We start from the raw sequence: 18,868 nt of genomic DNA, 5'->3' as shown, positions 1-18,868 counted from the left end.
CGGCCAACGGCCATCGCAGTTTTCTGTCCGAAGTTCATGAATCGCATTGCAGTCACCGTTCTCTTGAACCTTCTTATTGCGAGCACCAGCCATGGCGCCTCCGTCGCAGCTTATGGCGACAGCTCCATCAACGCTGGCGAAGTCATTGCCGATTTGATTTCCACCGATTTCAGCCAAGTGCTGGACACATCCGGCCTGGTGGTCGTCGTGCAATACGATTCAACGATGCTCGGCGCCGATCGTGTTTGTCACGCCATCACCGGCCTGAGCCGCCGCCCCGAGCCCGACGTGACCGCACAGGTGCCCGCATTCCGGGCAACGCACACCACGCTTATGCGAAACGTCTCCGCGGAAGATGGGGCGTCGCAGCGCACATGCATGGTCGAAGCGGTGCGAGGCGCCGTGAAGACGTTGACCGGCATCCCGATCGACGTGCTGTTGCGCGGGAGCAAGGCGTCGGTGTCTGACCGGGCGCCCAGGCAGCAGAGCAAACCGGCGCTCGTGATTTGATGGGAGGAGTGGGGTGGCTAGATGTATGCCGCCCGCTAACGAGTTTTGCTGTGCGCAAAAAGCAAAAAGCCCAGTCGGTGAGGACTGGGCTTTCTACGCGAGTTCTGGTGGGGCGTGAGTGACTCGAACACTCGACCTACGGATTAAGAGTCCGCTGCTCTACCAACTGAGCTAACGCCCCGCGAAGAAATGAGACTATATCAACCTTTTTCAGATCGCGCTAGTCCCTCGTGCAATTTTTTTCGAGTCGCGCGCATGGACGTGTAGCGCATTGATGAATTGGGCGACGCCGTGTGTCGGATGTTTGTCGCGGTGGCGCACGATGAGCAGCGGTCGGGCGATGCGGGGCAGGCCGCTGTTCACCTCCACCAAGCGGCCGTCGCGCAACGCATCGGCCACCACGTGGCGCGACAGGCAACTGATGCCGTAGCCCGCAGCCACCGTGCGCTGGATGGCTTCGGAGTGGCCGAGCTCCAGCGCTACGTGCAGGGGCCCAACCACCGAGGCGATACGGCTGTCGACAAGCTCACGCGTGCCCGAGCCCGGCTCGCGCATCAGCCAACCGGCTTCGCGCAGCGCAGCGTGCGAGACGGGGGTTCCAGCCTGCGTGAGCGGGTGCCCTGGGGCGGCCACGATCACCATTTCATCGTCGAGCCACGTTTCGATTTCCAGCGCCTCGCCGCGACAGGTGCCCTCGATCAGGCCGATATCCACCTCGAAGCGCTGCACGGCGTCGACCACATCCTGCGTATTGCCGATCAGCACGTCGAGCTGGCTGCCAGGCGCGATCTGCTGCTGAAAGCTCGCGAGCAGGGCGGGCAATACGTAGTTGCCGATCGTGCTGCTGGCGGCGAGCTTGAGCCGCACGCTGGCGTGTTGCGTAGCGTGTTCGAGCGCATCGGCGTGGTCGAGCAGCGCCTGCGCCTGCGGCAGCAATTGGCGGCCGAGCGCATTCAGATGCAGACGGCGCGCGTGCCGGTCGAACAGCGGATGCCCGAGCGTGGTTTCCAACTCCGCCAATGCGGCACTCACCGCCGACTGCGACAAGCCGAGTTGCTCGCCGGCAGCGGAGGTCGTCTCGCACCGGGCGATGGCCGAAAACGTGGCCCATTGACGCAGGGTAACGCGCGGGGCTTTGTTATCCATAAAACTGGTTGTTATTATAAAAATTACCTGTTTTACATGTTATCACACGCTGCATATTGTTATGCGTATAGCGAATAAGCAAGGCGGATGTGATGACAATTGCACAGAAACAGCTGGCACCCCAAGGCATCGCCCCGTGGTTCGATGGTCGCGCGTTGGTGGGTATCGGCGTGCTGTTCGGATGCGCGGGGGTGGCGGTTGTGCTGGGTGGGATGGCGTGGACGGGCCGGCTGGGTTTGAGCGCGCTCACGTTGGCCATCTTGCTGGGGATGGCCGTGGGGCACGTGCCGGGGCATCAGCGCTGGCTAACGCCAAGTGCCATCCAGTTTGCGCGCCACACGTTGCTGCGCGCCGGGGTGGTCCTCTACGGGGCGCGGCTGACGCTGACGCAGATCCACGACCTCGGCGCTTCGGGCGTGGCGATCCCCTTGGTGGTGTTGGCGCTGACCATGGCGGCCGGTTCGTGGATCGGTACGCGTTGGTTTGGCCTTGCTCGCACGCAGGCGATGCTGGTGGCGGCTGGCAGTGCCGTGTGTGGTGCGGCTGCAGTGTTGGCCGTGGCCCCGGTTGTCAGGGCGCAGCCGCGCGAAACCGCTGTGGCGATTGCCAGTGTGGTGCTGTTCGGCACGGTGGGCATCTTCCTGTATCCGTGGCTGTATGGGCTGCTGCCGCATGCCGGCATGGCCATCGCGCCGGAGCACTTTGGCGTCTATATCGGCTCGACCGTGCATGAGGTTGCGCAAGTCATCGCGGCAGCGCGGCCGCTGGGCGATGACGCGACGAATGCGGCCGTGGTGAGCAAGATGGTGCGCGTGCTGGCGTTGGCCCCGCTGCTGGTGGTGCTGGCATGCACGACGCCGGCCGAGGGCAGCGGGCCGGTCAGTGAGTCCCGCCCGTCGCGTAAGGCTGCGCTGCGCAAAGCCGCCGGTCACGCCTGGAAAGCCATGCCGTGGTTCGCTGTCGGGCTGCTGGGCGTGACGCTGCTGAACTCGGCAGGTGCCATTCCTGCCGCATGGCACCCCCCCATCGACGCCATCGACACCGCCATGCTGGCTTGCGCGATGTTCGCCATCGGCACGCAGACGCATGTGCTGATGCTGCTGAAGTCTGGCGTGCGGCCGCTGCTGTGTGCGGCCGTGCTGTGGGTGGGGCTAGTGGCGGGCGGCGCGCTCATCAATGTGGGTGTGCGCTGGCTGCTGGGGTGACCGTGCGTGCGCTGCATACGTGCAGCGACGGCAAATTCTCTTGGAAGACGAGCAAGTCGCTTGGTGGCACGCGGGGCTGATGTTTTTCGAAGATGCGACCTAGTATGAAAGCCTCCCGGAGAAACGGAGGCTCACCATGCCGCAGCATCCCGTGGTTTCAAGAGACGAATGGCTCATCAAGCGTCGGGCACTGCTGGCCCGCGAGAAGGAAGCGATCCACCTGCGCGACGCCATCAATGCGGAGCGCCAGGCGTTGCCGTGGGTGAAGGTCGATACGCAATACGTGTTCGATACGCCCGAAGGCAAAAAGACCCTCGCTGAGTTGTTCGCCGGGCGCAGCCAGCTGATGGTCTATCACTTCATGCTCGGGCCCGATTGGGAGGCTGGATGCCCTGGGTGCTCGTTCCTCTCCGACCATGTCGATGGAATGCTTCCGCATCTAAACCATCATGACGTGACATTCACCGCAGTCTCCCGCGCGTCGATGGATAAGATCGCGGCTTACAAGAAACGCATGGGGTGGCGGTTCCCGTGGGTGTCATCGTTTGGCACAACCTTCAACCATGACTATCGCGTGAGCTTCACGCCCGAAGAACTGGCCAGCGGCTCGGTCGACTACAACTACACCGCCACGCCGCGCGAGCAGGCGCACGACGAGTTGCCCGGCATGAGTGCCTTCTATAAGGATGAGGACGGCAACATCTTCCATACGTATTCAACGTATGCGCGTGGGTTGGAAGACATGGTTGGCACGCTGCTCTTGCTTGATCGCGCGCCGCTGGGCCGCAACGAGACCGGCCCCATGTCATGGGTGCGCCGTCACGACGAATACGAAGACACACCGAAACCGCACGCGTGCTGCACGTCGTAAGACAGAGGGGAGGAGAAGGCGGGAAAGGGATTGGTGCCCGGAGCCGGGATCGAACCGGCACGCGCCGATTAGGGCGCAGCGGATTTTAAGTCACAATGCATCTCTAGCACTGACGCGGTGTTCTGGAAGAAAACTGAATTAATGGGACAAATCCGGGACACCCCTTGACAAGGGCAGGGAGAAATTTTGGCAACGATCACGAAGCGCGGGGATCTGCAGTGGCAGGCAAAGATTCGACGCAAGGGCTATCCACCGCAGTCCCGCACGTTCGCGGCAAAGGCAGATGCGGAGGCTTGGGCCAGGGATGTCGAGCGCGAGATGGATCGCGGCATCTTCTTGGATCGGTCTGAGGCCGAAGCGACCACGCTGCGCGACGCCTTGGGGCGCTACAGCCGCGAGGTTACGCCGAGAAAGAAGGGGGCCAGAGCAGAGCTCAGCCGCATCAAACGTTGGCAGGAGCGCCCGCTGGCCAGTTGCTCGCTGGCGAGGATTCGAGGCAAGGATCTCGCCAAGTTCCGCGATGATCGACGCGCCGAGGGCAAGGCCGAGAACACCATTCGGCTGGACCTTGCGCTACTTTCCGCCCTCTATGAGACGGCCCGCAGAGATTGGGGCATGGAGGGGCTTGCGAATCCGGTGAGGATGATTAAGGCCCCCGGCGGCAGCAACAAGCGTGAGCGGAGGCTGCTGCCAGACGAGGAAGCATGGCTGCTGACCGGCATCGAAGTGGTCATGCCACGGACTGCCAACATGCGAGCACTGATTCGTTTGGCGCTGGAGACTGGAATGCGTCAGTCCGAGCTTCTCAAGATGGAGTGGGAGGACGTGGATTCGAAGCGCAAGTTTATCCGCCTAGCCGACACGAAGTCAGGAGATCCTCGCGATGTCCCCTTGTCGCCTGTGGCGCTGGACGTGTTGCACGGCTTAGCCCGTCCAATCGCTGGGGGAAGAGTTTTTGAGGTCAGCCAGGACCGGCTCATCCGGGCATTCAACCAGGCCTGCAAGAAGGGGCGCGAACTTTACGAACAGCAGAGCGGGAAAGCGCCTGCCGTCGGCTGGCTCCAGAGCCTCAGATTTCACGATTTGCGGCATGAGGCTGCAAGCAGATGGGCTGCCGTGCTCGCCGCTCAGGAGCTGGCAAAGATGTTCGGCTGGCGTACCTTGCAGATGGCATTGCGGTACTACCACCCGACGGGCGAAAGTCTCGCCGAGAAGTTAGCCAAGTCGCAACAGGCCGCGTGATGGTGCCCGGAACGGGAATCGAACCCGTACCCCTTGCGGGCGCGAATTTTAAGTCCGCTACGTCTACCAATTTCGTCATCCGGGCAAGCTCTCTAGTTTACCGCGCCGCGATATGCAGTGCACCTCATTTTCTCGCAGCGGAGGAAATGAATATGCCTCGACCCCTAGCTCTCCTTGTACTGACGCGGCTCTTCATGTGGACAGCCGCTGCGCGGCGCGTGTGGATAACCTGATGTGCAGGCTGATGGACAACCCTGTGGGTTGCCCACGACCCTGCCCACGAGGTTGTCCACACTTGCCCACACTGCGTGCCTTGCCTGACCGGCGATGTATGTGCGTGCCCCCAAGAAAGGCAAACCTGAAAAATGATCTTGTTCCTCGACTTCGATGGTGTTCTTCACCCGTCGCAGGCCTACATGGGGCGGCATGGCCCCGACTTGGCTGGGGAAGGCTCGTTGTTCATGTGGGCGGACTTGCTGGCCGAAGAGCTTACCGACTATCCCCGTGTGCAGATTGTCTTGAGCACGAGCTGGGCGAGGCATCTGCCGTACATGCAAGTGCGCGGCTATCTGCCGCCGGACCTACGCGACCGCGTCATCGGCTCGACTTGGCACCGCATTCGCACAGAACCCGCCTATAGAGATGGCTTCCAGTTCTCGTACTGGCAAACCGCGAGCCGCTACCAGCAAGTGCGGCGATGGGTCGACCTATACCGCGTCACGCGATGGCTTGCCATCGACGACGACATCGTCGAGTGGGCCGATGCCGATCGATGCCACCTGGTGGTTACCGATGGCCAACTGGGGCTCTCGGACGTGAGCGTGCAGCAAGAGCTGCGGAGCAAGCTTGAAAAGTTCAACGTCGGCATTTCGCCGCGCGCAAGTGACTGATTTAGTGGATTGTTCTACTAGAACATCGCCGACACGATTATTTGCAAACGCATTGGCACTCAAAAAATCAACTCATAAACTCAACTCACCGGATGCGAGACTCAAGATGATCGTGCTTGTGGCAGCAGAAAAAGGTGGCGTCGGCAAATCGACGATAGCGAGCAATCTGGCGGTCTACCTGGCCCACAAGGAGGTGGACGTGGTCCTGTTGGACACGGACGAGCAAGCAACTTGCGCGCGCTTCGTCGAGCGGAGGGATGACAGCCTGTTGATTTGCACCGAATCCTGACCCACCCGAGGTAGGTTTTTGCATCGAATGTTGACCCACGTATAGAACACTGTCCCGCTCGGCAACGAGCGGGAGATCGGAGTGATCGACGTGGCCATACTGAGCATCATTCGACGCTGGCATCTTCGCGACCAGATCCCGCTGCGCGAGATCGCCAGACGCCTGGGCATCTCCAGGAACACGGTCAGGCGCTATCTGCGCGCTGACACCACGGCACCGGCCTATCCTGCACGGCAGAGTCCGAGCAAGCTCGACGGCCATGCCGCCAAGCTCTCCGCTTGGCTCAAGACCGAGGCCAACAAGCCACGCAAGCAACGGCGCACACTCAAGCAGATCCACACTGATCTGTGTGCCTTGGGCTTCACCGGCTCCTACGATCGCGTTGCCGCATTCGCTCGCCGCTGGCGCCAGGAGCAACAGGAGCAAGCCCGCACGTCGGGGCGAGGCACCTTTATCCCACTGCGCTTCGCAGAGGGTGAGGCCTTCCAGTTCGACTGGAGCGAGGACTGGGCGGTCATCGCCGGCGAGCGCACCAAGCTGCAAGTGGCTCAGTTCAAGCTCAGCCACAGCCGCGCATTCTTCCTGCGCGCGTATCTGCTGCAGACCCACGAGATGCTGTTCGATGCCCATCACCACGCCTTTGTGGCCTGGGGCGGTATCCCGCGTCGCGGCATCTACGACAACATGAAGACCGCCGTGGATCGCGTGCGCCTGGGCAAGTTGCGTGACGTCAACTTGCGCTTCAGCACCATGGTCAGCCACTACCTGTTCGACGCCGAGTTCTGTAACCCGGCCTCGGGCTGGGAGAAGGGGCAGATAGAGAAGAACGTGCAGGACAGCCGTCACCGCATCTGGCAACGCATCCCTGCATTCGGCTCTCTGGCGGCACTTAATGACTGGCTGGCCGACCAGTGCGTACGGCTGTGGCAGCAGACCCGCCATCCTGAGCTGGACATGACCCTCTGGGAGGCCTGGTCGCTGGAGCGGCCACACCTGATGCCCGTGGGGCAGCCGTTCGATGGCTTTGTGGAGCACATCAAGCGCGTCTCACCAACCTGCCTGGTGACCTTCGAGCGCAACCGCTACAGCGTACCGGCGTCGTTTGCCAACCGGCCCATCAGTCTGCGCGTCTATGCCAATCGGCTCGTGTTCGTGGCCGAAGGCCAGGTGATTGCCGAGCACGTGCGGCACATCGACCGTAGCCATCTTCCGGGGCGCACAATCTATGACTGGCACCACTACCTCGCGGTGCTGCAGCGTAAGCCCGGTGCGCTGCGTAACGGCGCACCGTTCGCCGAACTGCCAGAGGGCTTCCGACGCCTGCAATCCACACTGCTCAAACGCCCTGGTGGCGATCGCGAGATGGTCGAGATCCTGGCGCTGGTGCTGTTGCACGACGAACAGGCCGTGCTCACTGCGGTGGAGCTCGCACTGGAGGCGGGTGCCCCGTCCAAGCAAACCATCCTGAACATCCTCAGCCGCCTCCTGGAAGGCGAGCCCGTGGCACCGATCACCTCACCACAGGCACTGGCGCTGCACGTCGAACCGCAGGCCAACGTCGGCCGCTACGACAGCTTGCGAGATCGGGAGGTGCATCATGCAGCATGAAGTCATGTTGGAGATGCTCAAGTCGTTGAAGCTGCACGGCATGGCACAAGCGCTGGGCGACCTGGCGGCGCAGGACTCGCCGGCCTACCAGTCGGCCGTGGCCATCCTGTCGCGTCTGCTCAAGGCCGAGCTCACCGAGCGCGAGGTGCGCTCGCTGGCCTATCAGATGAAGGTGGCGCGCTTCCCGGCCTACCGAGACCTGACTGGCTTCGACTTCAGTTGCAGCGAGGCCAACGAGGCGCTGGTGCGGCAGCTTCACCGCTGTGAGTTCTTGGAGTCAGCGCACAACATCGTATTGGTCGGTGGCCCCGGGACCGGCAAGACCCATCTCGGCACTGCCATCGGCGTGCAGGCGGTGGAGCACCATCACCGCCGGGTGCGCTTCTTCTCGACCGTGGAGCTGGTCAACGCGTTGGAACTGGAGAAGGTCTCCGGCAAACCAGGCCATCTGGCCACACGTCTCATGTATGCCGACCTGGTGATCCTCGATGAGCTGGGCTATCTGCCGTTCAGCCAGACCGGCGGTGCATTGCTGTTCCACCTGATCAGCAAGCTCTACGAGCGCACCAGCCTCATCATCACCACCAACCTGAGCTTCGGCGAATGGTCCAGCGTCTTCGGGGACGCCAAGATGACCACCGCGCTATTGGATCGCCTCACGCACCACTGCCACATTGTTGAAACCGGCAACGATAGCTATCGTTTCAAGCACAGCACCACCCAGCCCAAGAAGGAGAAACGCACCGCCAAACAACCCGCACAAAGCAACACCTAACAGCCTTTGGGGTGGGTCAGTTTTCGATGCAAATCCTGGGTCAGGATTCGGTGCAAATCAACAGGTGATGCGCGCCTGGTAGGCCCGCGAGACATCGGACATGCTCCAGTTGCGCGGCACCAGCGTGCCTTTGTCCGGCGGGCACTCCTTACACTTTTCCTTCGCCTTGGTTTGCGACTCGGCTTTTGCGATTGGCGCAGTTCGAGCGTTGTCAGCTTCCTCCTTCCGCTTGCGTATTTGGTCAACGGTGGCGTCAGTCGCCACGGTCAGGCCCAGCGCAAGGAGCAGACGCCCAAGCGCAGCCTCGATAAACGGTGCAGCTGCTGCCGCCATCAGAACCCTCCTTCCAGCTTCTTTTGCAACACAGCTTCTAAATCATCGAGGCGTTGCTCCGGTGTGGCGCCAGGCTTGCGGAGATAGGACTCGATTACTGGATCGCTCACAAGCGTGGGGGCATCGGCCGCGATGTACATCAGCCAAACGATATGCGCAGTAGAGGTGAAGCCAACGCGCTCCGCATAGTCGTGCGCAGCCTGCATGCGCCCAAGGATGACCTCGCGGCCGGGGGCCGTCACCAGCTCGGGTCGCTTTGCAAGAAATTGGTCACAGACGGTAGCTACAAACTGGCGTGTGTCGCAGGCCTGCAGCGCACGCCATTGGCTTTCGTCAAATGTCAGCATCCGCCCTCCCGATGTGGACGCGTTCGCCATTGCGCAGCAGGTGCCATTCGTGAATGTGGGCAAAGAAGGTTTCGCGTTGCTCGGGTGTCAACACATTGACCAGCTCGGCGAGTACGCGTGGATCCCAGAAGCGGACCAAGGCGACGCGCCCATCAGGCAGCCGAGCGTCGAGCTGGAGCTGCAGCAGTTGCATCAGGCCGTGCAGGTCCATCTCAGTGATGAGCCAGGTCACAGAAGGAAGCTCACGCTCCAGGCGTGCCAAGTCGGCAGTAACTGCGTCGCCTGCCGCTTCGGCATCTACTAGCCACGGTCCGGCGTGTGCGAGAGCAGCGTCCGGCGTGCCATGGAAGAGCGGGGCGAAGCCGTGTCGGTGGTCGAGGCGTTCGCCTCGAAGGGTCTCGTACTGCAGGCCGTCGACTAGGCCGAACAGGCGCAAGGCTGGGTTGCGCATGCGCAGGTGCGCAAGGCGATCAGCAACATCCAGCGCCATCGTCAGCCTCGCATGACCGTGGAGCTGCCGCTGGCGGCAGCCTTCATCAGGCATTCCAGGCAGACGCCGGATGCGGTAGGCGCCGCGATGCGGCTGGCCTGCGCTGCAATATCGGCGGCGTGACCGGCACTGCCGCTGCCCGACACCATATCGCTCGCCGTTCCAAGGGACTGGCTGGCAAGCAAGTGTGCCCCGCAGGCAGTCTTGTCCATGTGGCGAGCGTAGGTGTTGCCCGCGCCATCGACAACGATGCTGTTGCTTTTGAGAATCGGGAAGGCGCCTTTGCACTGGGGGCAAATAGTCATGTCGCCAGAGCGTGCCATGGCTTTGCCGTACATGGAGGAGGTGAGGTCGCCGGTGATGACGGTGCCGCCGTGGGTGGTCCTGTCTCCCACGACGATAAAGGGCTTGCCTGCGGACATGGGATTCCTTCAGTTGCGCGATTCGCTCCTGCCCCTATCGGGCTGGGCGCGACATGCTAGCGGGGGCTTGGCCCTGCTGGCTGCTGAAAGAAATTGAAATCTGATTTGAATGTCGAAAAGGTCTGCGGCCCACCACGTACAGGCGATCAAGCATCAAGCGGCTTCGCAGTGCTGGGTAATACGGCCGCATCCTGTCTTCGCGGATTACGTCCTGCGCCTCCAGAGTTGATGGGGCAGGGTTCAGTCAGGCGTCAATGTATCCGGGCAACCTAGCCAAAAAACGGCACCATCCTGGGCGATGCTGGCCAGCAATGCCGGATCGCGCAAGCGCGCATAGTGGCCGCGTGCCGGCGACCCATGAACCGGCACCAGGACTTTCAATTCGTCGCGGGTTATGGTTGCTTCTTCGATTTCTTCTTGCTGACAAGGGATAGTGACAATGGGGCATCAAAGTTGTGCTGCACTCGAACTCGACCTTTAAGTCTCCCCAATCGGCGCACTGCCTTCGCTCGCCCTGAGTGTTCGTACCCGCTACGGCCTTCTGCCATGAAGTCCGCTCCGAATGCCGCGAACTTCCCCAGGCGCGGATGGCGTGCAAAGTCGGTGTCTTCCCCAACATTTGGCATGCGGGCTAGCGCTTCCGCCATCGTACCAATCCGCTGGTCCGATGCCGCGACAGGCGAAAGTGCGTCGTCCGGCGCCGTACTCGCCTCTTTGGCGGAGGCCGCCACGCGCTCGGCCATCGCGTTGAGCTCTTGCGCGCATTCAGGCTGGGCGATGCGCAACCACTGGCCCAGCACTTCCCGTACGCAGTGCTGACACAAGTCGAGGCTGACTGTATTGCGGTCGCCAAACACTGACTCGAAACCGCATGAATGGTCAATCGACAGACGCTCCTGCCACTCGCCAGGTTCATCGGGCGTTAGGCGACGCAGGCAACGGTCGCAGGTACACGAGGCCAGCTCTTGGACGGTGAGGGGTTGGTATTTGCGCGTCACGGGGTGCCTTTGTAGGGGTATCTCTCAATCGTAGCAAGGCAAGGCCCGCAGTGTGGGCAAGTGGGCAAGCGGTGGGCGGCGCGTGGGCAACTCGAAGAGTTGTCCATCGCCGTCCACGGTTTGTCCAACGGTCCGGCCGCTAGGTCGGATGTCCACCCGTAGGGGCGCGTCAGCCTGTTGGCCGCATATCGGAGTGCAGATTCTCGCCACGCCCTAAGTGTTGAACTCGGACATCTTTCCCAGGAGCGCCCTCACGTACATAAGCCGCTCGGTTTACCGTTACGAGCATATCGGCCGGTCGCATGACTCGGACCACTGCAGCTTCTTCAAGCCATTTGACAGCTGCGAGCACGCAGACTACCTTACCTGCCAACACAGTTTTGACCACCGTCTAGGTGGGGCGCGACCCGAGAAGAAGCGGCAGTTCAGCAGCTCAACAAACGGCTCAAGCCCCCAGTTCTTGAAGGCCCTGCATAGCAGGGCCTTTTTTGTCATATGAACGGAGCCAAGCGCGGACATCTCTTCCGTGAGCGCTCTGCAGCCAGGATGGCAGTCGCAATTTGCGACTATCTAGAAATCAACAACTTAGCGGCGAAGGAAGAACGAATGCTGCAAAAGAGTATCAAGGATTACCGCACGTTTCGCGCGCGGATTATTGAGTCACCTGCGGTTCAGCGTCAGATCGAAGACTCGTGGGCGAAGGCGTCCGTCAACGCAGACCCTTGGGCGTATGGACCGCTGCCCGCACAAGGCCTTTCCTACGGTCGTCATGTCATCCATGCATTTCGCTCTGAAGTTGCAGACACCTTGGGACCGATCGCAACAGGCCTCTCTGGGCCAAGGTTGGACAGCTTGCTCGCAAGACGCGCGCTGCGGCTGCCGGCTGATGTGCCGCTGCAGTTGCCGCGTCGGGTCAGCGCAGCATTTCAGCTCCTTTGGACGTTGGCACGAATGTCGTGGTGGCGCCGTGTCGCAGCGCGCTTGCGTCAAATCGGTACGCCACAAGCTCGCCGTCAGGTATTCCGGAACTACGCGAGGACCCTGTGGATTGATCCTCCTAGCTACGGCGACGGATTGGATTTTGTGCTGCGTCACTTTGCGCTACCAATCTCGGACAAGGTCCTCAATGATGTCGCGTACCTGGATCTTAGGAGCGCCCGCAACGCATGGCTGCTCGGGGTACGCAATGTGGAGACACTCAAGGTTTTTCAGGATGCGTGGGGCAGATTTCCGTCCGAGAAGCTGGCAGTCTTCATAGAACTCGGCGCGATACGCACGGTAGAGGAGCTCGCATGGCTTGAGCCGTGGCGCAACAAGCGGGACGACGGGGGCAACAAGGTCGCAGGGTCCGCGCCCGTGCGGCGCTCAATGGGACGATTGCTAGCGTTGGGGGTACCCCGGCAGAGCATGCCTAAGTTGCTCGACTTCTGGGGTGGGTGTGGATTAGACGACTTGAATCGTTCTCTGGTGGCACTTGCTGCGCGGGGGTATACGGACAAAGCGGGACTTTTTGAGGCGCTCGGCGAGTCACTATGGCGTGCGCGCCATGCACGCAATTGGGATTTCGTGATCGACGTGATCGGTGCGAGCGAGATCCGAGAGATTGCACTTTTTGATCAGCTACTTGGAGCGGACACGTTGCCGAAGCCGGAAGTAGTCCATGCGCTCCTTGCGCGCGGGGCCACTTTGGATGACTTGGCGTACCTGCAATCGTTTCTGCTGACTGTTTCCGACCGCTGCCAGGCACCCAATGAGGCAATTGGTCTGTTGATGTCTGAACCGCACGCGCTAAGCTTACGGCACCTAGCAGATTGTCGAGGTTACGTGTCACAGCGGTGCGAAGACGACCTTCGCTCGTTTCTGGCATATCTCGCACGCTATGGCTTTCGCTCTGCCGACGCCGTGCTCTCGTTCCAGGATGCCTACCGCTCCTGGCTCGCGATGCCAAACATCGGCCGCCTATTGGCCCTCCATGGCGGATTGAGAGACGCCCACACAGATCCAGCGGTAGCCTGCGCTTGGATTTGTGATGTTGGAGAGAAGTACCTCGACTCGCTCGAATACCTTGTTCAAGCCCTGAACATCAGTGATCGCTTGGCTTTTCAGGAGATCCGTCCATTTGCACGCATCGCGAAGAGCGTGCTCGTGTGGGCCGTTGAGGAGCGTAGGTTATCGACGGCCGAAGCGCTGCGCGCTTGGCGTCGCACATCCCGTGGCGTCGAGCAGGTGAAAGCGTATGAGCAGGACGATCCGGTGTTCTTGCTTCTGCTGGAGGATGCCATGGCGCGCGGGTATTTTGGCCACATCAATCGCAACATGAGCGCGTTTTGGACGGCGCAGTGGGCTGAGGTCGAAACGGTTCTCGGCCGTTTGCCTGTTGGAGCCGATCAAGCGAGCCGCAATGACTATTGGGTACGACGCAGCCAACTCGAAGCCGAACTTTGTCGGCGAGCGCTGCCTACACTGCGGCACCAACTACAAGCTACAGGGGGCCTGTTAGCCAAACGACTGGTTCTCGCCGCCTGGAAAGACGCACAAGCGCAGGTAGGAGAGCTTGGCTCGTTTAACCGCGAAGTTGCTTCATTGCTTGATGGCCAGGGACCGCACTCTTCAGAGCTGAACGAATTGCAGGCCGACGCCATATCGGCTGTATTCGGCATCGATCTGCGGACGGATGATGCGCGCTGGGCTGAGGTGGTTGGGCTTGATCACCATGTTGAACAGCTGGCGTTGCGGTCGTACCCGATGAGCTTTGCGCGGCAGCACGTTGAACTGAAACATCCAATTGACCGCAAGGGGCTGGCCGCCTTCGTTGATGCGATTCACTATGGCCAGAACTTTCGGGAGGCCATCAGTGCCGATGTCGACCGGGCGTGGCAAAACCTCTCGCCAAAGCAAATGCGTCAAGGGGGGCGAGTAGCGAGCATGGAAACACTCCATCGACATCTTGGAGTGCTGCTCGGCATGCTGCCAGAAGCCAAGAGCGACGCACTAGCCAATGAAGTCGAGGCGCTTGGCCTCGAATCACATGAGGCAGCGCGACGCAAGGAGGCAGTGCGTCGTCTCCGCGATTGGTTTGACGTCCAGCTCGGCGATCTACTGCCTCAAGCGGTCAAGGTGCTAGCGGAGCAAATCGGTGAGGTGGCCGCTGGCAGGCTTGCGCGACGTCTAGTCGACGAACCGGCGCATGGTCTTGGGATGCAGGACGGTCTGGATGCTGCACTAGTACAAACCGCCGCGCGTGTACGAGCAGTCTATGGCCGTTGGCTCTACCGGCAATCCGAGAATTTTTCCGGCACATCAGAATCCCTCGGCACGCGCGAGTATCGCGCTGTCGTCTCCAAACATGGCGCCGCCTATTTTTCCAAGGTGAGCGCAGATATTTGTTCGAAGGAGAACGTGGCGATGTGGCGAGAATCTCGCCATTCCCACTTGCTCGTTTTCGAAATGGAGAGCCGACGCCTTGTTGCCATGGCGATGCTCTACGTCCAGCGCCTCATAACGATTAATGCTGAACGTCCAACCCTTGTGATGCGGGCGATCAACACAATTCCTGATGTGGATATGGAGCACGATGCTGATTCGATCGTGCAGGCGTTCCTAGCGGTGGGATGTCAACTCGCAGAGGCCAATGATCTGGCCGCGTTTGCCGTTCCCGACGACACCGATCAGCATCTGCTCTCGAATCGCAACGATATCGCCGCCTGTATCAAGGCCCGTTGCACTCCTGCGCGAAGGCGCCGTAGCGAACGTTACGACTCTCAATCACAGGAGAGTGTGCTGCCCTATGCCGTGAGGCTGGATGCGCGGGAGCAGTTCTATGGCTATGAGCACGGCCGCGCTCCCGTTGACACCCTGTACGTGCTGTGGGCGCCTCCGTCGGCATCGTCGTTGCCCGGCAACGTTGTCGGTGGCCTTGATAGAGCAGTGATGACACGAAGCGCTGTATAGGTCCAGGCACTTAGACAAGGAGGAGGATTTCAGGGATAGGTCTTGCGTTTGCGCTGTCCCGCCCCACCATGAGTCGCCAAGTAGCCCCGCAGCAGTTTGGCTGTTATCTAGGCTGCTGGTGCTCGTCAGCGAGCACCTTGATCCCACTTGTAGCGTTCCACTGCAAGTCGTATCACAGGCTCAATCGGATAGGTAGGATCGAGGATGCGCGCGCGTGGGGAGGCCCCGCCGAGCGCTACATTCGGGCGGAGCAGGAAACTGTGAATTACCCAGCAACTGGCTTCGGCCCGCACGAATGGCTGAAGAACCGCCGCCATTCTCTCCGGTTCAGCGCCGAACTGCCACTGTGGGTATCGGTATCCGAAGTCTTTGCCGGGAAGCGCGAGTGCATACAGGCGCCCTTGCTGCCGTTCGTCATTGATTGCCCGATCGGAGCGACCAGCATATTCGGCAGCCGCTTCGAGCGGGAGGTTCTCAGGCTTTTCCCATTCCGCTGCCGCTCGGTGCTCGCCGCGATTGCGTGCGGCCTGCAGCGGATCGGCCGCAACTGCATCAGTTGTGTGCATCTCGTTGGGATGCCGCCGGTGCTTGATCATAAGGAAGCTAGAAGTGATTGTGGGGCGTCGTGACGCTCTTCTGCGGCCCTATTGAGGGCAAAGCCACGCTCAGCTGTACTCCAGTGGGAATCGCCATGAAATCAGGCGCTTAGTAGTTGGGCTGCCGAACTCTTTTGCACGCGGCGCCAAAATGGGCGGATCACGTTGGGTCGCCTGGCGGCGATATCCACAGAAATCTTGGTTTCTACTACAAGTGACATACAGGTAACAGCATAAAGGATCACATACAGGGGGATGACCGAGAAAATCGCGTGATGCCGCACCAGCATTGGCTCAGCAGGTAGTTGGCTGCATGAGAGCTGAGAGTTGTTCATCATGACTCGCGAGAGTTGTTCATCACAATCAGCGAGAGTTGTTCATCACGCCATTTTGTGGGTAAGTCCTGTGGCGCATTGATTTGTTTGGGTTTTTCCGTGGGAGTTGTTCATCATGGATAACTCGGCTTGTCCACAAGGCGTTTCCACATGCGCCGGCGGTTCCCGTGAGAGTTCTTCATCACGGGCCTTGCATGGCTGCTACTGTTGGCGCGGACGGGGAGTGGGAGCGGCAGCCAACGCCATCGCTTGCTGCAACGCACGGAACTCGATTGGCAGTGGATGGAAATCATCCCGCTTGCGGACAGCGGCGGTCAGAACAGTTCCGTTTGCTTTGGAATGTGCGGAGGCGACGGCAGCAGAATCACCCCGTTGTCGGCAATTTCGACTTTGGCAGTTGGGTAGACGATTTGCACAGTCTTCAGCGCAGCCAGGAAGGCCTTCTTGAAGTCCAGCACGGCGCGACTAGGTGCTGTCATATAGTTGCTGCCTACCTGACCCATAAGGGCTTCCCAGCGGATCGGCCGGCTACGGCGTTGCGTGTAGCTCATGCGATACGTCAACCAAGTGTAGACGTCCATGGCTAGCGGCGAACCGCGCAGCGCCTTGTACGCGCGCAAGTCGATTGGCACTGGGCGATCAACGCATTCGCGGAAGAAGTTTTCCGACAGGCGCACCTTACTTTTCCATGTGCCTGCTAGCTCACTAACTTGTGGCGTCCAAAGATGGTTACCGTCGGTGGTCGACTGCGTACTGCCATCCAGGGAGTCGAGCTGTGATTCAAAGGACTGCTCGTCCAAGTCCATGCCGTCGGCGATGATAACGTTACGCAAGCTGAAGCCGCGCCCTCGCATACCGCCGATGTATTGAGCGGTGATCAGCGAGCCGAATAGGCGCTTCATCTGCTCGGCCACGCGCGTGGAGCTGCCGCGCTTGCCGCCGCCTGGCTGGATGTTGAGGACATCGCGCAGAAAGTTGGTTAACGAGTTGCCGAGCTCAATGACTGGCTCTTTGGTGCGCACGGCCTCTGTTGCCACCCAGGACATTAGAAGGCGGGGGTAGATGCCATACGGAATCCCGCCTTCGTAGCCAGCGACGATGCGCAAGTGGAACTCGCCGTTTTCGCGCTTGTACACATCTGCCTTGGGGTCTTTGTACGGCAGGGTGGCATTCACCAGCGCGCGCGCCATGTAGCCCAGGGCACCAGCACTCTTGGCGTCTTCGGCCTCGATCGCAAGGTGCGTCTCAATGACCTCCAGAATCCATGCCGGTACCTTATCGGCGCGGTAGTCGATTTCGATAGGGGCTTTTCGCAGTGCCATATTGGAAGCCCCCTCTTACTGCGTAGCTCTCCACTCTTTCACTGTAAGCCCGACCCTTTTTGCAGCTGCGCGCTCAGCTTTGGTCGATGGGCCAGGGCCAAATTTCTTCTTGTTGGCGCAGGGCTGAATGGGCGTCGCCATGGCCATCCAGGCCAGGACTTCATCCCTGTACCAGCACAGTCGGCGGCTGCTTGGCAGCTTGAACGGGCGGGGGATGAGGTGGGCGTACTTCTTGTTCGTGGCGCATGTGCGGATTGTCGTCGGTGCCTTTCCAATCAGCGCTGCCACATCTTCAATCCGGAGCACTTCAGGCAGCCCGTTCAGCTTCCTGAGTGCCTCGGGCAATTCGGTCGGGTCCATCTTCTGCATGTCCATCCCCTGTGTATTGAATGGACTCAATCTATTGTTAATAATGTCCTATGCAAAGGCCAATAAAATAGGGGGATTAGTCGATGCAGGTGATATTATTTGTTCCTACCATGTGTGGAGGAAAAAATGGTTCAAAGGCGTGGTCGACCAAGGCTGGCTGACGAGGAGCGTGATAGGCGGCGAGACATCTGTCGCTTGTGGGCGGCAGAGGTGAAGCGGAACTCTGGGCTCTCGGCAAAAAGTCTTGCGAGGGAGTTGGGCTATGGCAGCGGTACCGAAGATGCGGATGGCCGCGCTTGGCGGGCGTTGGCGTCGGGTACTAGGGCACCAGCTCCCGAGACCTTTCAGAGGATGACCGCGCAAGCGTCAAAGAACGGCTGGCTCGATCCTTTGGGCTATCTGCGATACAGCCAATACTGGTCACCGACCGACGATGACGGCGCTCCTGACTATGACTCCGGGGTTCAATATGAGCAGCACTGGCGGGGCGGCACCCTGGGTAGGGCACTGCTGATCTTGCTGGCCCACGCAAGGCGCTGCGGCGTCGAACAGGAACAATTCTTCCTTGAAGCGCGTGCAACCATGGACCAGATGGAGTCGTCGCTGGTTAAGCTGGGCGACGACGAGATTGAGAGGCGAGCTCGGAGTGTTGCCGTTGATGTCGTTCGGAGGCTCTTGGACGGTCCTGAGTATCCCCTCACTAGCTTGGTTCTGGAGGGCGGTGCAGGGGAGGATCCGTTGATTTAGCGTCGCTCAGATTGGGACGCGGCTGGGACAGTGAGGCGGCAATTTCACGGTCCTGCTAGGCATTCATGCGAGTGTTGAACAACTCAAGTAACTGCCTGTGCCCGCTGATATTGCTTGGCATGCATGCCTATCTAGCGGTAGTCCTGAGCTTGCGCTTCTTTGGATTTTAAGTCCGCGGTGTCTACCAATTTCACCATCCGGGCATGGCAGCCGATGCAAGACAATACATGCACCAGCGCCACAAAAGAAAACGCCCCGCACGAAGCGAGGCGTTTTCTATTATTTGGCTCCCCGACCTGGGCTCGAACCAGGGACCTACGGATTAACAGTCCGGCGCTCTACCGACTGAGCTATCGGGGAATCGCTGTAGCAGCGAAGAAATGAATTCTAACTAGTTTCTGATCTGGCCGTCAACACCTTTT

19 protein-coding genes and 3 tRNA genes are annotated in these 18,868 nt (G+C 60.4%); 10 read left to right on the top strand and 12 right to left on the bottom strand.

Going from position 1 to position 18,868, the window contains the following annotated elements; genetic code table 11:
- The first annotated feature begins 36 nt into the window (after positions 1-36).
- Positions 37-510: a hypothetical protein gene (locus ACN9M1_RS09810; protein WP_426393947.1), complete on the top strand. Its 474-nt coding sequence runs from the start codon at positions 37-39 to the stop codon at positions 508-510.
- A 105-nt stretch (positions 511-615) separates the two neighbouring features.
- On the opposite strand, the gene ACN9M1_RS09805 is transcribed toward ACN9M1_RS09810, so the two are convergent.
- Positions 616-691, bottom strand: a tRNA-Lys gene (locus ACN9M1_RS09805).
- Between the two features lie 29 nt (positions 692-720).
- Positions 721-1,656 carry a LysR family transcriptional regulator gene (locus ACN9M1_RS09800; RefSeq protein ID WP_426393945.1) on the bottom strand — a complete coding sequence of 312 codons (936 nt, stop codon included), beginning with the start codon at positions 1,654-1,656 and terminating at the stop codon, positions 721-723.
- A gap of 92 nt (positions 1,657-1,748) precedes the next feature.
- On the opposite strand from ACN9M1_RS09800, the gene ACN9M1_RS09795 reads away from it, so the two are divergent.
- The 3 genes from ACN9M1_RS09795 (at position 1,749) to ACN9M1_RS09785 (ending at position 4,974) form a co-directional block, all read left to right on the top strand.
- Positions 1,749-2,861 carry a YeiH family protein gene (locus tag ACN9M1_RS09795; RefSeq protein WP_426393943.1) on the top strand — a complete coding sequence of 371 codons (1,113 nt, stop codon included), beginning with the start codon at positions 1,749-1,751 and terminating at the stop codon, positions 2,859-2,861.
- Positions 2,862-2,997: 136 nt separating this feature from the next.
- The gene (locus ACN9M1_RS09790) at positions 2,998-3,732 is read left to right on the top strand and encodes a DUF899 domain-containing protein (protein ID WP_426393941.1); all 735 of its coding nucleotides are present in this window, start codon (positions 2,998-3,000) and stop codon (positions 3,730-3,732) included.
- Positions 3,733-3,918: 186 nt separating this feature from the next.
- Positions 3,919-4,974 (top strand): tyrosine-type recombinase/integrase, encoded by a 1,056-nt coding sequence (locus ACN9M1_RS09785; RefSeq protein ID WP_426393940.1) that lies wholly within the window; start codon positions 3,919-3,921, stop codon positions 4,972-4,974.
- Here the strand turns inward: ACN9M1_RS09785 and ACN9M1_RS09780 are convergent.
- Positions 4,975-5,059, bottom strand: a tRNA-Leu gene (locus ACN9M1_RS09780).
- 280 nt (positions 5,060-5,339) lie between these two features.
- Here ACN9M1_RS09780 and ACN9M1_RS09775 point away from each other — a divergent pair.
- From ACN9M1_RS09775 to istB, 4 genes are all read left to right on the top strand, one after another.
- Positions 5,340-5,864 (top strand): HAD domain-containing protein, encoded by a 525-nt coding sequence (locus ACN9M1_RS09775; protein ID WP_426393939.1) that lies wholly within the window; start codon positions 5,340-5,342, stop codon positions 5,862-5,864.
- Between the two features lie 106 nt (positions 5,865-5,970).
- On the top strand, positions 5,971-6,153 hold the full coding sequence (locus tag ACN9M1_RS09770) for a ParA family protein (protein ID WP_426393937.1): 183 nt from the start codon (positions 5,971-5,973) through the stop codon (positions 6,151-6,153).
- An 81-nt stretch (positions 6,154-6,234) separates the two neighbouring features.
- Positions 6,235-7,761, top strand: a complete 1,527-nt coding sequence (gene istA / locus ACN9M1_RS09765) for an IS21 family transposase (RefSeq protein ID WP_426393936.1) — start codon at positions 6,235-6,237, stop codon at positions 7,759-7,761.
- Complete coding sequence (gene istB, locus ACN9M1_RS09760) at positions 7,751-8,536, top strand: IS21-like element helper ATPase IstB (protein WP_426393935.1); 786 nt, start codon at positions 7,751-7,753, stop codon at positions 8,534-8,536. The genes istA and istB overlap by 11 nt, the downstream gene beginning before the upstream one ends.
- Before the next feature lie 57 nt (positions 8,537-8,593).
- On the opposite strand, the gene ACN9M1_RS09755 is transcribed toward istB, so the two are convergent.
- The 5 genes from ACN9M1_RS09755 to ACN9M1_RS09735 form a co-directional block, all read right to left on the bottom strand.
- Positions 8,594-8,869, bottom strand: a complete 276-nt coding sequence (locus ACN9M1_RS09755; RefSeq protein WP_426393933.1) for a hypothetical protein — start codon at positions 8,867-8,869, stop codon at positions 8,594-8,596.
- A complete protein-coding gene (locus ACN9M1_RS09750) occupies positions 8,869-9,216 on the bottom strand; it encodes a hypothetical protein (RefSeq protein ID WP_426393932.1) in 348 nt (115 codons plus the stop codon). The genes ACN9M1_RS09755 and ACN9M1_RS09750 overlap by 1 nt, the downstream gene beginning before the upstream one ends.
- Positions 9,203-9,706, bottom strand: coding sequence for a DUF4123 domain-containing protein (locus ACN9M1_RS09745; RefSeq protein ID WP_426393931.1), 504 nt, complete (start codon positions 9,704-9,706; stop codon positions 9,203-9,205). Before ACN9M1_RS09745 ends, ACN9M1_RS09750 begins: the two co-directional genes overlap by 14 nt.
- A gap of 2 nt (positions 9,707-9,708) precedes the next feature.
- Positions 9,709-10,128 carry a PAAR domain-containing protein gene (locus ACN9M1_RS09740; RefSeq protein WP_426393929.1) on the bottom strand — a complete coding sequence of 140 codons (420 nt, stop codon included), beginning with the start codon at positions 10,126-10,128 and terminating at the stop codon, positions 9,709-9,711.
- 392 nt (positions 10,129-10,520) lie between these two features.
- Entirely contained in the window at positions 10,521-11,126 is a 606-nt protein-coding gene (locus ACN9M1_RS09735; protein WP_426393927.1) for a hypothetical protein, read from the bottom strand.
- Between the two features lie 546 nt (positions 11,127-11,672).
- Here ACN9M1_RS09735 and ACN9M1_RS09730 point away from each other — a divergent pair.
- Positions 11,673-15,077 (top strand): hypothetical protein, encoded by a 3,405-nt coding sequence (locus ACN9M1_RS09730; RefSeq protein ID WP_426393925.1) that lies wholly within the window; start codon positions 11,673-11,675, stop codon positions 15,075-15,077.
- 125 nt (positions 15,078-15,202) lie between these two features.
- On the opposite strand, the gene ACN9M1_RS09725 is transcribed toward ACN9M1_RS09730, so the two are convergent.
- The 3 genes from ACN9M1_RS09725 to ACN9M1_RS09715 form a co-directional block, all read right to left on the bottom strand.
- A complete protein-coding gene (locus ACN9M1_RS09725; protein ID WP_426393924.1) occupies positions 15,203-15,673 on the bottom strand; it encodes an integrase in 471 nt (156 codons plus the stop codon).
- A gap of 649 nt (positions 15,674-16,322) precedes the next feature.
- Positions 16,323-17,330 (bottom strand): replication protein RepA, encoded by a 1,008-nt coding sequence (locus tag ACN9M1_RS09720; RefSeq protein WP_426393922.1) that lies wholly within the window; start codon positions 17,328-17,330, stop codon positions 16,323-16,325.
- Positions 17,331-17,345: 15 nt separating this feature from the next.
- Positions 17,346-17,699, bottom strand: a complete 354-nt coding sequence (locus ACN9M1_RS09715; protein WP_426393920.1) for a helix-turn-helix transcriptional regulator — start codon at positions 17,697-17,699, stop codon at positions 17,346-17,348.
- Between the two features lie 351 nt (positions 17,700-18,050).
- On the opposite strand from ACN9M1_RS09715, the gene ACN9M1_RS09710 reads away from it, so the two are divergent.
- Positions 18,051-18,446 carry a hypothetical protein gene (locus ACN9M1_RS09710; protein WP_426393918.1) on the top strand — a complete coding sequence of 132 codons (396 nt, stop codon included), beginning with the start codon at positions 18,051-18,053 and terminating at the stop codon, positions 18,444-18,446.
- A gap of 284 nt (positions 18,447-18,730) precedes the next feature.
- On the opposite strand, the gene ACN9M1_RS09705 is transcribed toward ACN9M1_RS09710, so the two are convergent.
- Positions 18,731-18,806, bottom strand: a tRNA-Asn gene (locus tag ACN9M1_RS09705).
- Between the last annotated feature and the right edge of the window lie 62 nt (positions 18,807-18,868).

The sequence above is a fragment of the Ralstonia sp. R-29 genome (genome assembly GCF_049913345.1).
GTDB lineage: Bacteria > Pseudomonadota > Gammaproteobacteria > Burkholderiales > Burkholderiaceae > Ralstonia.
This window is presented reverse-complemented; position numbering and strand designations above follow the sequence as displayed.

What these genes read in the sequence shown, in the direction of transcription:
- ACN9M1_RS09810 (WP_426393947.1), top strand. Translation starts at nt 37, where the DNA reads ATGAATCGCATTGCAGTCACCGTTCTCTTGAACCTTCTTATTGCGAGC.
- ACN9M1_RS09800 (WP_426393945.1), bottom strand. Translation starts at nt 1,656, where the DNA reads ATGGATAACAAAGCCCCGCGCGTTACCCTGCGTCAATGGGCCACGTTT.
- ACN9M1_RS09795 (WP_426393943.1), top strand. Translation starts at nt 1,749, where the DNA reads ATGACAATTGCACAGAAACAGCTGGCACCCCAAGGCATCGCCCCGTGG.
- ACN9M1_RS09790 (WP_426393941.1), top strand. Translation starts at nt 2,998, where the DNA reads ATGCCGCAGCATCCCGTGGTTTCAAGAGACGAATGGCTCATCAAGCGT.
- ACN9M1_RS09775 (WP_426393939.1), top strand. Translation starts at nt 5,340, where the DNA reads ATGATCTTGTTCCTCGACTTCGATGGTGTTCTTCACCCGTCGCAGGCC.
- ACN9M1_RS09770 (WP_426393937.1), top strand. Translation starts at nt 5,971, where the DNA reads ATGATCGTGCTTGTGGCAGCAGAAAAAGGTGGCGTCGGCAAATCGACG.
- istB (WP_426393935.1), top strand. Translation starts at nt 7,751, where the DNA reads ATGCAGCATGAAGTCATGTTGGAGATGCTCAAGTCGTTGAAGCTGCAC.
- ACN9M1_RS09755 (WP_426393933.1), bottom strand. Translation starts at nt 8,869, where the DNA reads ATGGCGGCAGCAGCTGCACCGTTTATCGAGGCTGCGCTTGGGCGTCTG.
- ACN9M1_RS09750 (WP_426393932.1), bottom strand. Translation starts at nt 9,216, where the DNA reads ATGCTGACATTTGACGAAAGCCAATGGCGTGCGCTGCAGGCCTGCGAC.
- ACN9M1_RS09745 (WP_426393931.1), bottom strand. Translation starts at nt 9,706, where the DNA reads ATGGCGCTGGATGTTGCTGATCGCCTTGCGCACCTGCGCATGCGCAAC.
- ACN9M1_RS09740 (WP_426393929.1), bottom strand. Translation starts at nt 10,128, where the DNA reads ATGTCCGCAGGCAAGCCCTTTATCGTCGTGGGAGACAGGACCACCCAC.
- ACN9M1_RS09730 (WP_426393925.1), top strand. Translation starts at nt 11,673, where the DNA reads ATGGCAGTCGCAATTTGCGACTATCTAGAAATCAACAACTTAGCGGCG.
- ACN9M1_RS09725 (WP_426393924.1), bottom strand. Translation starts at nt 15,673, where the DNA reads ATGATCAAGCACCGGCGGCATCCCAACGAGATGCACACAACTGATGCA.
- ACN9M1_RS09720 (WP_426393922.1), bottom strand. Translation starts at nt 17,330, where the DNA reads ATGGCACTGCGAAAAGCCCCTATCGAAATCGACTACCGCGCCGATAAG.
- ACN9M1_RS09715 (WP_426393920.1), bottom strand. Translation starts at nt 17,699, where the DNA reads ATGCAGAAGATGGACCCGACCGAATTGCCCGAGGCACTCAGGAAGCTG.
- ACN9M1_RS09710 (WP_426393918.1), top strand. Translation starts at nt 18,051, where the DNA reads ATGACCGCGCAAGCGTCAAAGAACGGCTGGCTCGATCCTTTGGGCTAT.